General features: G+C 56.6%; 15 protein-coding genes. 11 read left to right on the top strand and 4 right to left on the bottom strand.

Translation table 11 applies throughout. The annotated features are described in order from the left end of the window. Positions 1-3: 3 nt before the first annotated feature. Positions 4-732, bottom strand: a complete 729-nt coding sequence (gene hemD / locus ACXKZD_RS18540) for a uroporphyrinogen-III synthase (RefSeq protein ID WP_052271839.1) — start codon at positions 730-732, stop codon at positions 4-6. Continuing rightward, a complete protein-coding gene (gene hemC / locus ACXKZD_RS18535; RefSeq protein WP_031292611.1) occupies positions 729-1,670 on the bottom strand; it encodes a hydroxymethylbilane synthase in 942 nt (313 codons plus the stop codon). The genes hemD and hemC overlap by 4 nt, the downstream gene beginning before the upstream one ends. A 315-nt stretch (positions 1,671-1,985) precedes the next feature. Between hemC and ACXKZD_RS18530 the strand changes: the two genes are divergently transcribed. The 10 genes from ACXKZD_RS18530 (at position 1,986) to ACXKZD_RS18485 (ending at position 12,783) form a co-directional block, all read left to right on the top strand. Next, positions 1,986-4,544: a class I adenylate cyclase gene (locus tag ACXKZD_RS18530; protein ID WP_342606188.1), complete on the top strand. Its 2,559-nt coding sequence runs from the start codon at positions 1,986-1,988 to the stop codon at positions 4,542-4,544. A 147-nt stretch (positions 4,545-4,691) separates the two neighbouring features. After that, positions 4,692-4,892, top strand: coding sequence for an LPS translocon maturation chaperone LptM (gene lptM / locus ACXKZD_RS18525; RefSeq protein ID WP_010257328.1), 201 nt, complete (start codon positions 4,692-4,694; stop codon positions 4,890-4,892). A gap of 28 nt (positions 4,893-4,920) precedes the next feature. Further along, on the top strand, positions 4,921-5,745 hold the full coding sequence (dapF, locus tag ACXKZD_RS18520; RefSeq protein WP_031292612.1) for a diaminopimelate epimerase: 825 nt from the start codon (positions 4,921-4,923) through the stop codon (positions 5,743-5,745). Beyond that, positions 5,742-6,446 carry a DUF484 domain-containing protein gene (locus ACXKZD_RS18515; RefSeq protein WP_010257324.1) on the top strand — a complete coding sequence of 235 codons (705 nt, stop codon included), beginning with the start codon at positions 5,742-5,744 and terminating at the stop codon, positions 6,444-6,446. The genes dapF and ACXKZD_RS18515 overlap by 4 nt, the downstream gene beginning before the upstream one ends. Beyond that, positions 6,443-7,348 carry a tyrosine recombinase XerC gene (gene xerC / locus ACXKZD_RS18510; RefSeq protein ID WP_010671674.1) on the top strand — a complete coding sequence of 302 codons (906 nt, stop codon included), beginning with the start codon at positions 6,443-6,445 and terminating at the stop codon, positions 7,346-7,348. The genes ACXKZD_RS18515 and xerC overlap by 4 nt, the downstream gene beginning before the upstream one ends. Continuing rightward, complete coding sequence (gene yigB, locus ACXKZD_RS18505; RefSeq protein ID WP_010257318.1) at positions 7,345-8,061, top strand: 5-amino-6-(5-phospho-D-ribitylamino)uracil phosphatase YigB; 717 nt, start codon at positions 7,345-7,347, stop codon at positions 8,059-8,061. The genes xerC and yigB overlap by 4 nt, the downstream gene beginning before the upstream one ends. A 155-nt stretch (positions 8,062-8,216) precedes the next feature. Continuing rightward, positions 8,217-10,379: a DNA helicase II gene (gene uvrD / locus ACXKZD_RS18500; protein ID WP_010257313.1), complete on the top strand. Its 2,163-nt coding sequence runs from the start codon at positions 8,217-8,219 to the stop codon at positions 10,377-10,379. Positions 10,380-10,446: 67 nt separating this feature from the next. After that, the gene (gene ysgD / locus ACXKZD_RS18495; protein WP_353748370.1) at positions 10,447-10,503 is read left to right on the top strand and encodes a YsgD/CorL family protein; all 57 of its coding nucleotides are present in this window, start codon (positions 10,447-10,449) and stop codon (positions 10,501-10,503) included. 176 nt (positions 10,504-10,679) lie between these two features. Continuing rightward, the gene (corA, locus tag ACXKZD_RS18490; RefSeq protein WP_003854370.1) at positions 10,680-11,633 is read left to right on the top strand and encodes a magnesium/cobalt transporter CorA; all 954 of its coding nucleotides are present in this window, start codon (positions 10,680-10,682) and stop codon (positions 11,631-11,633) included. 97 nt (positions 11,634-11,730) lie between these two features. Continuing rightward, complete coding sequence (locus ACXKZD_RS18485) at positions 11,731-12,783, top strand: AbrB family transcriptional regulator (RefSeq protein WP_029519697.1); 1,053 nt, start codon at positions 11,731-11,733, stop codon at positions 12,781-12,783. On the opposite strand, the gene rarD is transcribed toward ACXKZD_RS18485, so the two are convergent. Both rarD and ACXKZD_RS18475 read right to left on the bottom strand, forming a co-directional pair. Further along, on the bottom strand, positions 12,754-13,653 hold the full coding sequence (gene rarD, locus ACXKZD_RS18480) for an EamA family transporter RarD (protein ID WP_010257306.1): 900 nt from the start codon (positions 13,651-13,653) through the stop codon (positions 12,754-12,756). The two genes, ACXKZD_RS18485 and rarD, sit on opposite strands and share 30 nt — an antisense overlap. A gap of 23 nt (positions 13,654-13,676) precedes the next feature. Beyond that, complete coding sequence (locus tag ACXKZD_RS18475) at positions 13,677-14,147, bottom strand: thioesterase family protein (RefSeq protein ID WP_010257304.1); 471 nt, start codon at positions 14,145-14,147, stop codon at positions 13,677-13,679. A gap of 194 nt (positions 14,148-14,341) precedes the next feature. Here ACXKZD_RS18475 and pldA point away from each other — a divergent pair, with 194 nt between their 5' ends. Next, entirely contained in the window at positions 14,342-15,220 is an 879-nt protein-coding gene (pldA, locus tag ACXKZD_RS18470; RefSeq protein ID WP_010257301.1) for a phospholipase A, read from the top strand. Positions 15,221-15,223 lie beyond the last annotated feature (3 nt).

Below are 15,223 nucleotides of genomic sequence, written 5' to 3'. Positions count from 1 at the left end.
AGTTCAGCGTAACGCGCGCAGCAGCGCATCGTTATCGGCACCATCGGCTACCTGAATATCCTGCCAACCCAATCCTGCGGCCAGGGTAGCCAAACGTTCACTGACGACAACCAGTCGGCAGTTGAGCAGCCATTCCTCGCGATCAACTGCGGGGAACAGCGAAAAAAGCTGTTGTAACATTTCACCGCTGGTCACCACCAGCACGGAGACACCGCGATCGCGCCAGCGGCGTCCTTCAACGGGTCCATCATAATACTTCTGGCAGCGCTGATAACAGGCTGCAAACGACACCTCAGCACCTCGCCGGGTTAACGTCTGAGCCAGCAACTCGCGTCCGGGATCGCCACGCAGGATCAGCGCACGTTTACCCGCAACCTGCTGAAGGGTATTCAGCCGGATCAATTCTTCACTGGTTTCATGCGCATGAGGCCAGGTCACCTGCTGTCCGCTGGCGGTATGAAACGCCAGGGCGGTGCTGCGACCAATTGCATAATAGTCCAGCTCAGCGGGCCATGCTGTGACAGTGTGTTGTGCGTAATGTATAACCTGCTGAGAAAGGATAAAAACCAGGTCGCCAGGGCGAAGTGCGGCGAGCTTTTGTGGCAGAGAGGTGAGATCAGCGCCCGGCCCAAATTCGATCAGCGGCAGGCTCCACGCCTGTTTGCCAAGGGCATGCAGGCGTGACACCAGCTCTGCCGCTGCGGGTTCCGGGCGCGTCACCAGAATGGTCATGCCGGCGGCTGCCCCTGGTAAACTTCCTGCAGGATTTCACGCGCGCCGCCATTCAGCAGTTCATCGGCCAGTGAAATACCCATCTGTTCAGCCTGAGCGCGGGGACCACGGCGTTCGCCGCTGACCATGACCCGGCCATCCGGTGCGCCGACCATGCCGCGCAGCCAGAGGTCATCGCCTTCCAGCACCGCGAAACTGCCGATTGGCACCTGGCAGCCACCCTCTAAACGGGTATTCATGGCGCGCTCCGCTCTGACACAGACTTCGGTATCATCGTGATTCAGCGCCTGCAACAGGCCAATTAAGGTGGTGTCGTCCAGACGGCATTCAATGCCGACCGCACCCTGACCCACGGCGGGCAGGGAAACTTCGGCAGGCATCGCCTGACGAATGCGATCTTCCAGTCCCAGGCGTTTCAGCCCGGCGACAGCAAGAATAATCGCGTCATACTCTCCGGCATCAAGCTTGCCGAGGCGGGTGCCGACATTGCCACGCAGCGAGCGGATCACCAGATCCGGACGGCGCGCACTAATCTGGCACTGACGGCGCAGGCTGGACGTGCCGACAATGGCACCCTGTGGCAGCGCGTCGATGGAGTCATAATGATGAGAAACGAACGCATCGCGCGGATCGTCGCGCTCGCAGATGGTTACCAGGCCCAGACCTTCCGGGAAATTGACCGGCACATCCTTCATCGAGTGCACCGCCATATCGGCACGGCCATCCTGCATCGCCAGCTCAAGCTCTTTGACAAACAGCCCTTTGCCACCCACTTTTGCCAGCGGCGTATCAAGGATGATGTCACCTTTCGTGACCATAGGCACCAGCTCAACGCGCAGTCCCGGATGGGCACTCATGAGTCGTTGCTGTACATAATGTGCCTGCCATAATGCGAGCGGGCTTTGTCTTGTAGCAATTCTGAAAATTTTGTCTAACATGCTGTTAACCATTTTTATCGTTCACTGAATATCCTATCATCTCTGGGTGAAGACTGTCAGTTTCAACGGATTGAAAACGGCCTGCGTGCGGTTTCAGGCCGGTTTATTAAGCCATAACGTGGGAACCAGAGCTGAAAAGGCGGGAAGCTGGTAAGAACGTGCTAAACTGTCAGGTAGCGCAACTTTCTTTACGGTCAATCTGCAGGGTGTTAGATTGATCACGTTTCCAGCAATTATCTGCCCACTTTTTTACTTTATAAGCGGCAGAGTGTGGAAACAGGGTGCTTAAACACTGGGACAATCAGGCGAAACGTCTTGTACCTCTACATTGAGACACTGAAACAGAGACTGGATGCAATCAACCAGCTGCGCGTTGATCGTGCGCTGGCTGCTATGGGACCCGCTTTTCAGCGCGTCTACAGTCTGCTGCCAACCTTATTACATTATCAACATCCGCAGATGCCGGGTTACCTTGAAGGTAGCGTTCCACATGGCATCAGCTTCTTCACGCCTGATGAAAATCAGCGTCAGCTGCTGGCCGATCTCACCGGCGACAGCGATCTGCGTCATGCCGATGCGCCGAAAGGCGAAATGCCGATTACGGCGATCTATTCTATGGGCAGCACCTCATCTGTCGGCCAGAACAGCGTCTCGGATCTCGATATCTGGGTCTGCCATCAATCCTGGCTTGATAATGAAGAGCGTCTGAATCTGCAGCGCAAATGTACGCTGCTGCAGAAGTGGTGCGTTTCGATGGGCGTAGAGGTGAGTTTCTTTCTGATTGATGAAAACCGCTTCCGCCACAACGAAAGCGGCAGTCTGGGCGGTGAAGATTGCGGTTCAACACAACACATTTTACTGCTGGATGAGTTCTACCGTACGGCAGTTCGTATGGCGGGTAAACGCATCCTGTGGAATATGGTGCCGGGCGAAGAAGAGCACAATTACGACGACTACGTAATGTCGCTCTATGCCAAAGGCGTGCTGACCCCTAATGAGTGGCTCGATCTTGGCGGCCTCGGCACGCTGTCGGCGGAAGAGTATTTCGGCGCCAGCCTGTGGCAGCTCTATAAAAGCATCGACTCCCCATATAAAGCCGTACTGAAAACGCTGCTGCTGGAAGCCTACAGCTGGGAATACCCGAATACGCAACTGCTGGCGATGGATATCAAACAGCGCCTGCATGACGGTGAAATCATCTGCTTCGGGCTTGATCCTTACTGCATGATGCTGGAGCGCGTTACGCACTATCTGACCAGCGTTGACGATCAGCCGCGTCTCGACCTGGTGCGTCGCTGTTTCTACCTCAAAGTGTGTGAAAAGCTCAGCACCGAAGATCATCAGCACCGCACCGGCTGGCGTCGCGAAATTTTATCGCAGCTGGTCAAAGAGTGGGGCTGGAACGAAGAGAAGATTGCCATTCTGGATAACCGCGCTGAGTGGAAAATCGAGCGGGTGCGCGAAGCCCATAATGAATTGCTGGATGCGATGATGCAGAGTTATCGCAACCTGATCCGCTTTGCCCGCCGCAATAACTTAAGCGTCAGCGCCAGCCCGCAGGATATCGGTGTGTTGACCCGTAAACTGTATGCCGCGTTTGAAGCGCTGCCGGGCAAAGTGACGCTGGTGAATCCGCAGATTTCGCCCGATCTCTCCGAACCCAATCTGACCTTTATTCATGTGCCGCCTGGCCGCGCCAACCGTTCCGGCTGGTATCTCTATAACCAGGCGCCGGACATGGATTCGATTATCAGCCATCAGCCGCTGGAATATAACCGTTACCTGAACAAGCTGGTGGCGTGGGCGTGGTTCAATGGACTGCTGACCCGTAAAACCCGGCTGCATATTAAAGGCAATGAGGTTTGCGATCTGGCGCGTCTGCAGGAGCTGGTTAACGATGTTTCCAGCCATTTCCCGCTGCGTCTGCCCTCGCCGACGCCAAAAGCGCTCTACAGTCCGTGCGAAATCCGGCACCTTGCGATTATTGTTAACCTTGAACACGATCCGACGGCGGCCTTCCGCAATCAGGTGGTGCACTTCGACTTCCGTAAGCTGGATGTCTTTAGTTTTGGTCAGCAGCAGCAGTGCCTGATAGGCAGCATCGATCTGCTCTATCGCAACTCCTGGAATGAGGTGCGTACGCTGCACTTCAGTGGCGAACAGGCGATGATCGAAGGGCTGAAAACCATTCTCGGCAAGATGCATCAGGATGCTGCACCGCCCGATACGGTGGAAGTGTTCTGCTACAGCCAGCATCTGCGCGGTCTGATTCGGACGCGGGTACAGCAGCTGGTCTCAGAATGCATTGAACTGCGCCTCTCCAGCACACGTCAGGAGCCGGGTCGCTTTAAAGCGCTGCGTATGGCGGGCGAGACCTGGGGCCTGTTCTTTGAACGCATGAGCGTTTCGGTGCAGAAGCTGGAAAACGCGGTTGAGTTTTATGGCGCGATCTCCAACAACAAGCTGCACGGACTGTCGATCAAAGTCGAAACGAATCAGACGCCGCTGCCACCCGTGGTCAACGGTTATGCCAGCGAAGGCATTATTCAGTTCTTCTTTGAAAACACCACTGATGAGCGCGGCTTCAATATCTACATCCTCGATGAGACCAATCGGGTTGAGGTCTATCATCACTGTGAAGGCAGTAAAGAGGAGCTGGTGCGCGATGTCAGCCGGTTCTACTCCTCATCGCACGATCGCTTTACCTATGGTTCAAGCTTTATCAACTTCAACCTGCCGCAGTTCTACCAGATTGTGAACACCGGTGAGCGATTCCAGGTGATTCCGTTCCGTAGCCAGACGCTGACGCAGCTGTGTACCTCGCAGCCTGACAACGACAACGGCGACTATCAGCCACGCTATCAGGTGCACTGATGCTGACGGGCTGCCTGCGCTCTGCAGGTGGCCGTTATCTTCCCGGCTTGTCACCCGCTTCACGCTATTTGCGGGCATTTCCTGTTGCTTTTCCACCTTCAACTGCGATGATAAGCATCCAGGTAAAGGACATGAAGAGCATAAAGAATGAAGAAAGTAATAAGCCTGTTGGCCATGACACTGGCAGTAATCAGCCTTGCAGGTTGTGGTCTGAAAGGACCGCTCTACTTCCCGCCGAAGGATCAGCCGAAGAAACAACAAGCCCCAACCGACCGCCAGAAAGCGGATGCCTCTAAAGCCGATGTCGGCGGGCTGGTTACCGGCAATTCAGGCGTAAAAGCGAACTAATCTGATGGCTTATCCGGCGGAGCAAAAAATGCAGTTCTCCAAAATGCACGGTCTCGGCAACGATTTTATGGTTGTGGATGCGGTGACACAAAACGTCTTCTTTTCGCCGGAATTGATCCGCCGGCTGGCCGATCGTCATCTGGGGATCGGTTTTGATCAACTGCTGATTGTTGAACCGCCTTACGATCCCGATCTCGATTTCCACTATCGCATTTTCAACGCAGACGGCAGTGAAGTTGCACAGTGCGGCAACGGTGCGCGCTGCTTTGCCCGCTTTGTTCAGCTGAAAGGGCTGACCAACAAAAGTGACATCCGGGTCAGTACGCAGAATGGCCGCATGGTGTTGACCGTCACGCCTGACGACCAGGTGCGCGTGAACATGGGCGAGCCAAACTTTGAGCCTCAGCAGGTGCCGTTCCGCGCCAACAAAGCCGAAAATCTTTATCTACTGCGCGTGGCCGAACAGACGGTGATGCTGGGTGCGGTGTCGATGGGCAACCCGCACTGCGTTATCCAGGTCGAAAGTGTCAAAACCGCGCAGGTTGAACTGCTGGGTCCGATTCTGGAGAGTCATGAACGCTTCCCGGATCGCGTCAATGTCGGTTTTATGGAGATCATCAATCCCGAACATATCCGCCTGCGCGTCTACGAACGCGGAGCGGGTGAAACGCAGGCGTGCGGCAGCGGCGCCTGTGCTGCCGTTGCATGTGGCATTCAGCAGGGCATTCTGGCAGCCAAAGTGCGTGTCGACCTGCCTGGCGGAACGCTGCACATCACCTGGAAAGGCGCCGGTCAGCCGCTCTATATGACCGGGCCTGCGACACACGTCTACGATGGGTTTATTCATCTATGAAAAATATCGAAGAGCAGGCTGACAGTTCGGTTCTGCTGGACGATCAGGCCGTCAGTGATTATCTGCGGCAGAATCCCGATTTCTTTATCCGCAATGCCCGTGCAGTTGAACAGATGGCCGTGCCGCATCCGGTGCGTGGCAGCGTCTCTCTGGTCGAATGGCATATGGCGCGGCAACGCAACCATATTCAGCGGCTGGAAGAAGAGATCACGCTGCTGATGGAGCAGGCCAGCGCTAACCATGAACTGTTTGACCGTCTGCTGTCGCTGGAGAGCCATCTGGCCGCGGCTGACTCGCTACAGGATATGCTCAACCGTCTGCATCGCTGGGCGCGTGAGCTGGGCCTGGCGGGTGCCAATGTGCGGCTGTTCAGTGATAAATGGCTGCTGGGCGCGCCCTCCGATTTCTTTCAGCTGAGCCTCTCGCGTCAGGCGTTTGAACCGCTGCGTATTCAGCGCTTCGGTAACCAGCATCACTATCTTGGCAACATTAACGGGCCGGAACTGCTGCTGCTGTTGCCGCAGGCCAAAGCGATCGGGTCGGTTGCCATGTCGCTGATGGGTGAGGAGGGCGATCTCGGCGTGCTGGTGTTCAGCAGTCGTGACAGCCAGCATTATCAATCGGGCATGGGGACACTGCTGTTGCAGCATCTGTCGCAGATGATGCCTGATCTGCTCTCCCGCTGGGTTGAACGCGCATGAGCAGCGCGCTGCAGGAGGCCGTCGACGGATTTCTGCGCTACCTGAAAGTGGAGCGCCAGCTCAGTCCGTTAACCCAGAGCAGCTATGCGCGACAGCTTGCCGCGCTGGTGGCGATTGCTGATGAGATGAAGCTCAGCAGCTGGGCACAGCTGGAACCGGCACAGGTGCGCAGCATGGCGGCGCGCAGCCGTCGCGCCGGACTGGCCGCCAGCAGCCTCGCGCTGCGGCTCTCCGCCCTGCGCAGTTTTCTCGACTGGCAGGTGAGCCAGGGTTTGCTTTCTGCCAACCCGGCCAAAGGGGTGATGACGCCGCGTAAAGCGCGCCATCTGCCTAAAAACATTGATGTTGATGAAGTAAACCAGCTGCTGGAGATCGACCTTAGCGATCCGCTGGCGGTGCGCGACCGGGCGATGCTGGAAGTGATGTATGGCGGCGGTTTGCGTCTCTCTGAACTGGTGAATATGGATTGTCGCCACGTCGATCTCGATTCAGGCGAAGTGTGGGTAGTCGGTAAGGGCAGCAAAGAGCGCCGGATACCGATTGGTCGCACGGCGGTCGCCTGGATCCAGCACTGGCTGCCGCTGCGTGAAACCTTTGGCGGCCAGGATGATGCGCTGTTTCTTTCGACGCGCGGCAACCGCATCTCGCCACGCAACGTGCAGAAACGCTTTGCCGAATGGGGCATCAGACAGGGCGTGGCCAGCCATATCCATCCGCATAAGCTACGACACTCATTTGCCACGCATCTGCTGGAATCCAGCGGTGACCTGCGCGCCGTGCAGGAGTTGCTGGGTCACGCAAACCTGTCGACGACCCAGATCTATACCCATCTCGATTTCCAGCATCTGGCTTCGGTGTATGACGCTGCGCATCCCCGCGCCAAACGAGGAAAGAACGAATGAAGTTTTATCGTCCGCTGTCGGCCATAAAAGCCATGACCTTCGACCTTGATGACACTCTCTACGATAACTACCCGGTCATCCGTCGTACCACGCTGGAGTCCCATGCCGCGTTGCAGGCTTTTCATCCGGCGCTGCGTGATTTCACGCCGCAGGATTATCAGCAGTTGCGCGATGAGCTGCTGCAGCGCGAACCTGATATCTATCATGATGTTTCGGAGTGGCGACGCCGTTCGGTTGAGCTGGCGATGCTGAATATCGGCCTCTCTGCCGCTGAAGCCACTGCGGGTGCGGCAGAAGTGATGGCGGTCTTCCATCAGTGGCGGAGTCAGGTCGAGATGCCGGATGAGACGCACCAGACGCTGAAAACCCTGGCGGAGAAAATCCCGCTGGTGGCGGTCACCAACGGCAACGCCTGCCCGGAAAAAATGGGCATTGCCGAATACTTCCGCTTCACGCTGCGGGCCGGGCCAGACGGGCGCGCCAAGCCATGGCAGGATATGTATCAGCTTGCCGCGCAACGCCTTGATATCGCGCCACACCATATTCTGCACGTGGGTGATGACCTGACCACCGACGTGGCGGGCTCACTGCGCTGCGGGCTGCAGGCCTGCTGGATTAACCTGCGGCAGGGTAACCTGATGCATATCCCGGATGCGCGCCTGTTGCCGCATGTCGAAATTTCGCGGTTGGCATCACTCACCTCACTGCTATAATGGCTGTAAATTTATCCAGTCGTCTCCTCTTTTCTGTTTTGCCGCCGTCCCTTATCCGGCGTCTGTGGCGCCGCCTGACTGGCAGCGATAATGCCCTGCGGCAGGCGGAATAATCAGTGTGACGACGGCGTTTTTTTCTTTGGTAATCGGTGCTTATGGACGTTTCTGAACTGCTCGATGGTTTGAATGACAATCAGCGCGCTGCCGTTGCGGCACCGCGCAGTAACCTGCTGGTGCTGGCAGGCGCGGGCAGTGGTAAAACGCGGGTGCTGGTGCATCGCATTGCCTGGCTGATGTCGGTGGAGAACTGCTCGCCCTATTCGATTATGGCGGTGACCTTTACCAACAAAGCGGCAGCGGAGATGCGTCACCGTATCGAGCATCTGATCGGCACCAGTCAGGGCGGAATGTGGATCGGAACCTTCCACGGTCTGGCGCACCGCTTACTGCGCGCCCACCATCTTGACGCCGGTCTGCCACAGGATTTTCAGATCCTCGACAGCGAAGATCAGCTACGTCTGCTCAAGCGCCTGATCAAATCAATGAACCTTGATGACAAACAGTGGCCTGCGCGTCAGGGCATGTGGTACATCAATGGCAAAAAAGATGAAGGCCTGCGACCAAAGCATATCGAAAGCTACGGCAATCCGATTGAGCAGACATGGCTGCGCATCTATCAGGCCTATCAGGAAGCCTGTGATCGCGCCGGTTTAGTCGACTTTGCCGAGCTGTTGCTGCGCGCCCATGAGTTATGGCTCAACAAGCCACACATTCTTAATCACTACCGCGAACGCTTTACCAACGTGCTGGTGGATGAGTTCCAGGATACCAACAACATTCAGTATGCCTGGATTCGGATGCTGGCGGGCGACAGTGGCCGGGTGATCATCGTGGGCGATGATGACCAGTCGATCTACGGCTGGCGCGGCGCGCAGGTCGAGAATATTCAGCGCTTTCTGCAGGATTTCCCCGGCGCGGAAACGATCCGTCTGGAGCAGAACTACCGCTCAACCAATAACATCCTGAAAGCCGCCAACGCCCTGATCGCTAACAACAATGGTCGCCTGGGTAAAGAGCTGTGGACCGAAGGCAGCGATGGCGAACCGATCTCGATCTACTGCGCCTTTAATGAGCTGGATGAAGCACGCTTCGTGGTCAACCGCATCAAAGTATGGATGGAGAACGGCGGCGCGCTCAACGACTGCGCCATTCTCTATCGCAGCAACGCCCAGTCGCGTGTGCTGGAAGAGGCGCTGCTGCAGAGCAGCATGCCGTACCGTATTTATGGCGGCATGCGCTTCTTCGAACGTCAGGAGATCAAAGATGCGCTCTCCTATCTGCGTCTGATGGCGAACCGCAATGACGACGCGGCATTTGAACGTGTGGTGAATACCCCGACCCGCGGCGTGGGCGATCGCACGCTTGACGTGGTGCGTCAGACGGCCCGTGAACGTCAGATGACGCTGTGGCAGGCAACGCGTGAACTGCTGCAAAGCCGTGCGCTGGCTGGCCGGGCCGCGTCTGCGCTGCAACGCTTCTGTGAACTGGTTGATTCACTGGCAACCGAAACCGCCGAGTTACCGCTGCATGTTCAGACCGACCGGGTCATCAAAGACTCTGGCCTGTGGCTGATGTATGAGCAGGAAAAAGGTGAGAAGGGTCAGGCGCGTATCGAAAACCTTGAGGAGCTGGTGACCGCTACGCGGCAGTTCAGCTATCAGGATGAAGATGAAGATCTGATGCCACTGCAGGCCTTTTTATCCCACGCCGCGCTGGAAGCGGGCGAAGGCCAGGCAGACAAATGGCAGGATGCGGTTCAGCTGATGACGCTCCACTCGGCAAAAGGGCTGGAGTTCAGCCAGGTGTTTATCGTCGGCATGGAAGAGGGCATGTTCCCGAGCCAGATGTCACTGGATGAAGGTGGCCGGCTGGAGGAGGAACGTCGTCTGGCTTATGTCGGCGTGACCCGTGCGATGCTCAAGCTGACGCTGACCTACGCCGAAACCCGCCGACTCTATGGTAAGGAAGTGTATCACCGGCCGTCCCGTTTTATCGGCGAACTGCCCGAAGCGTGCATAGAAGAAGTGCGTCTGCGCGCCAGCGTCAGCCGTCCGGTAAACCATCAGCGGATGGGTGCCCCGGTGACCAAAAATGACAGTGGATTCGCGCTGGGTCAGCGTGTTCATCACGCAAAATTTGGCGAAGGCACCATCATTAATCTGGAAGGCAGCGGCGAGCATAGCCGTCTTCAGGTGGCGTTTCAGGGGCAGGGAATCAAGTGGCTGGTGGCGGCTTACGCGAAGCTTGAAACGCTTTAGCGTGCGGTTGACGGCTTTTTCGTCTCAGCGTAACATGCGCCCACTATTATCATGAGAGGACAATGCCTTGGACACGCCCAGTCGATGCTGGCTCAATGACCTGGATTCCAGGAATAACATCTAAGGCTACCTCTTTACGCGGGTAGCCTTAGCGGTTATCAGCGACCTCCCTTTTTGATTCCGTCGCGAGTCAGCACTGATTTATCTCTGAAACTCTGTTTCCGTGTTCAGGCTGCCCGTTCCATGTTGAGGAACGGCGGACTGCCTTGTCCCATTTAGTCTGCAATGGGGAGTATTGCTATGCTGAGCGCATTTAAACTGGATCACAGCCGCCTGACGCGACTGGAGCTGGAAGACGAAAACGACAAACTGACGACCTCTGTCTGGGTCGATCTGATCGAGCCGGAAGAGGGCGAACGTGATCGCGTGCAATCTGAGCTAGGCCAGAGTCTGGCAACACGGCCTGAGCTGGAGGATATCGAGGCCTCGGCACGCTTCTTCGAAGATGAAGATGGTCTGCATATCCACTCCTTCTTCTTCTATGAAGATGCTGACGATCACGCCGGTAACTCCACCGTGGCGTTCACCATCCGTGAAGGCCGTCTCTACACGCTGCGCGAACGTGAGCTGCCTGCGTTCCGTCTCTATCGCATGCGCGCCCGTAATCAGACCCTGATCGACGGCAATGCCTTTGAGCTGCTGCTTGACCTGTTTGAAACCAAAATCGAGCAGCTGGCGGACGAAATCGAGAACATCTACAGCGCACTGGAGAAACTCAGCCGGGTGATCATGGAAGGTCAGCAGGGCGAAGAGTACGATCAGGCGCTGTCGCGATTAGCGGAACTGGAAGATATCGGCTGGAAGGTGCGTCTCTGTCTGATGGATACCCAGCGCGCCCTGAACTTCCTGGTACGCAAAGCACGTTTGCCGGGCAATCAGCTGGAGCAGGCGCGTGAAATTCTGCGCGATATCGAATCGCTGCTGCCACATAACGAATCACTGTTCCAGAAGGTCAACTTCCTGATGCAGGCGGCGATGGGTTTCATCAACATCGAGCAGAACCGCATCATCAAGATCTTCTCGGTGGTCTCCGTGGTGTTTCTGCCGCCGACGCTGGTGGCCTCCAGCTATGGGATGAACTTTGAGTTTATGCCGGAACTGAAGTGGAGCTTTGGTTATCCGGCCGCGATCGGCCTGATGATTCTGGCCGGACTGGCGCCTTATCTCTATTTCAAGCGTAAAAACTGGCTTTAAAATAAGAACGGGCCATCTGAGATGGCCCGTTCTGCTGGCTCCTGTCTCCATTTCTGCGTAATCTTACCCTCCTGTTTTTACAAATTATTAACTTCTTATGGACGCTTTTTCGTTGCGCGCGCAGTGGACGCTGCTGCTGCTGATCTCGGTATTGCTTGGCGCGGTGCTGCACTATTTTCATGTGCCCGCTGCGCTGTTACTGGGACCGATGATTGTGGGTGTAGTGATGGGGCTGTCGGGTGCCACGCTGCGAATTGATAAACGGCTGTTCCTGCTCGCTCAGGCCGTACTGGGCTGCATGATTGCGCAGAGTCTGTCGCCTTCGATTCTGGCACCGCTGATTCAGGACTGGCCGATCGTGCTGACGGTGCTGCTGCTGACGCTGGCGGCCAGCGGCCTGTCAGGTTTTCTGCTGGTGCGCTTCAGTCATCTGCCTGGCCCGACCGGCGCATGGGGATCGTCGCCGGGCGGTGCATCGGCCATGGTGGCGATGGCGGGTGACTTTGGCGCTGACGTGCGGCTGGTCGCATTTATGCAGTATCTGCGGGTGCTGTTTGTCGCCTCGGCGGCCGCGCTGGTGGCGCGCATCGGACTGGGCGATGAGGCGCACAGCGTCTCGCTGCTCTGGTTTCCACCGCTGAATCATGGCTTTGTTATCACCCTGGTGGTGATGCTGACGGGCGCGTGGCTGGGCACCCGACTGCGCATTCCTTCTGGCGCGCTGCTGCTGCCTGCGCTGGCGGGCGCAGCACTGCACAGTAGCGACATCGCGGTGTTACAGGTGCCGGAATGGCTGCTGGCCGTGGCCTATGCACTGATTGGCTGGAGCGTGGGATTACGTTTCACCCGCCCGATTTTTCTGCTGGCACTGCGCACGCTGCCGCAGATGCTGGCCTCGATCTTCGGGCTGATGCTGTTGTGTGGCGGGCTGGCGTGGATGCTGACGCGAATGCTGGATATCGATCTGATGACGGCCTATCTCGCCACCAGTCCAGGCGGGCTGGACACGGTGGCGATCATTGCGGCGGGAACCCAGGTCAACATGGCGTTTGTAATGGCGTTGCAGACGTTGCGTCTGTTTACCATCCTGCTGACCGGCCCGGCTTTAGCGCGCTTTATTTCACGCTATGCGCGAACGGGAACGGAATGAAAACGCCACCGCATCGCAGACAAATACCAGCAGCGCCAGCCAGATAAAGCCAAAAGTCACCATCTTGTCTGGCGTGATGGTCTCACCGTAAAACGCGACCGCCAGCACAAACATCAGCGTCGGGCCGAGATACTGAAAGAAGCCTACGGTGGAAAGTCGCAGACGGCTGCAGGCCGCCGCAAACAGCATCAGCGGAATGGTGGTTACAATGCCCGCCGCTATCAGTTTCAGGTTGAGACTCAGTGGGTTGGCGGATAAGTGGCTGGTGGCGCTGTCGGCAAAACCAAACAGGTAAATCGCCGCCAGTGGAAACAGCCACAGTGTTTCAATCAGCATGCCGCTCTGCGCATCGACCTGAATCTTTTTGCGCACCAGGCCATACAGGGCGAAGCTCAGCGCCAGGCCCAGCGCGATAATCGGTAACGAGCCAAACTGCCACAGCTGCACCAGTACGCCTACGGTGGCCAGCAGCACGGCGAGCCACTGCAAGCGGCGAAACCGTTCGCGCAAAAACAGCATGCCGAACACCACGTTGATCAGCGGGTTAATAAAGTAGCCCAGGCTGGCTTCCAGCATATGCTGATTGTTGACTGCCCAGATAAACAGCAGCCAGTTGCCGCCGATAGTCACGGCCGTCAGCGCCAGCAGCAGCACTTTTTTAGGCTGGCGCAACACGCTGCGAACGCCGGGCCAGCTGCGGCTCAGGGTAATCAGTAACAGCATAAACAGTGCAGACCAGATCACCCGGTGCGTCATGATTTCCGTGGCGGGAACCTGCTTTACCAGTTTGAAATAAGCGGGCGCAATGCCCCAGATAAAGTAAGCGCCCAGTGCAAAGCCAACGCCCTGGCGGGTTTGTTGCGTATCCATATGCGTTCCATTCAATGGCGTGGTTAGCCGATAAGATAGGTGGCGGTAGCCGTGGCGATATAATCGCCCTGTTGATTGTGCAGTTCCACGCGCGCCACGGCGACTTTGTTACCGGCGCGCAGCAGGCTGCTGGTGGCGGTGAAGCGTTCGCCGCGTCCGGGACGCAGATAGTCGACGCGCATATCAATGGTACCCATGCGTGACAGACGCTGGCGCAGATCCGCTTCGCTGATGCTTTCCTGACGGGTTAACGCATTACTGACGCAGACCATGCCCGCCGCCACATCCAGTACCGACGCGATAACGCCGCCGTGCAGAATCTGCTGCGCCTGGTTGCCCACCAGCATGGTTTTGTTATTGAAGCTGATCTCTGCGTAGTCTGCGTCAAGGCGCATCAGTTCCAGGCCCAGCGCCTGATTAAACGGCATGTGATAAACGAAAATTTCGCCGACCAGCTGGCGAGCGTCCTGCTGTGTCAGCACGGGTGATGACATGATGATGTGTCCTGAAAAAATCGGGCCAGAGGGGCGCGGAATATGAATGAGTTGTGTATTCTATGCCGCCTGCGAGGGTGTTTCCAGTTTAAGAAATCAGCACTCATGCTCACTGCCATTTGCGTGTAGAATGGCCTGCTTTTTACGACACCCTTTCAGTTACTTTGATACGCAGCTGCTCACCGGAGAATTTTATGCGTAAGCATCGCGCCTTGCTGGCGGCAATGTTGATATTTCCTGCGCTGGCGCAGGCGGATGAAGCCCATATTAAAGAGGTTCATGACGCGCCACAGGTTCAGGGCAGCATTATTGCTAACCTGCTGGAGAAGCATGATAACCCGTTTGTTCTCTATCCTTACGAGAACAACTATCTGCTTTATACCTATACCAGCGACCTCAATAAAGAGGCGATCTCCTCCTATAACTGGGGAGAGAATGCCCGCAAAGATGAAGTGAAATTCCAGCTCAGCCTGGCGTTTCCGCTGTGGCGCGGTATTCTGGGCGACAACTCGGTGCTGGCAGCCTCTTACACCCAGCGTTCCTGGTGGCAGCTGTCGAATAGCGCTGAGTCATCGCCATTCCGTGAGACCAACTATGAGCCGCAGATTTTCCTGGGCTGGGCGACCGACTATTCGCTGGCGGGCTGGACACTGCGTGATGTCGAAGTGGGTCTGAATCACCAATCCAATGGACGAAGCGATCCCACCTCGCGCAGCTGGAACCGCGTCTATGCGCGTCTGATGGCAGAGAATGGTAACTTCCTGGCGGAAATCAAACCCTGGTATCGCATCCCTGAAGGGGCGAACAGCGATGATAATCCTGATATCACCAAATATATGGGTTACTACCGCACCCGTCTGGGCTATAAGCTCGGCGACAATATCTTCAGCGTAGAGGGCAACTATAACTGGAACAGCGGTTATGGCGGCGCGACCCTGGGCTGGAGCTACCCTATCACTGAGCACGTTCGCTTCTATACTCAGGTGTTTAGCGGTTACGGTGAATCACTGATCGATTACAACCATCGCCAGACGCGTCTGGGTGTGGGTGTAACACTTAACGACTTGTTCTAATCC

Source organism: Pantoea sp. ABR1s (assembly GCF_057812235.1).
This window is presented reverse-complemented; position numbering and strand designations above follow the sequence as displayed.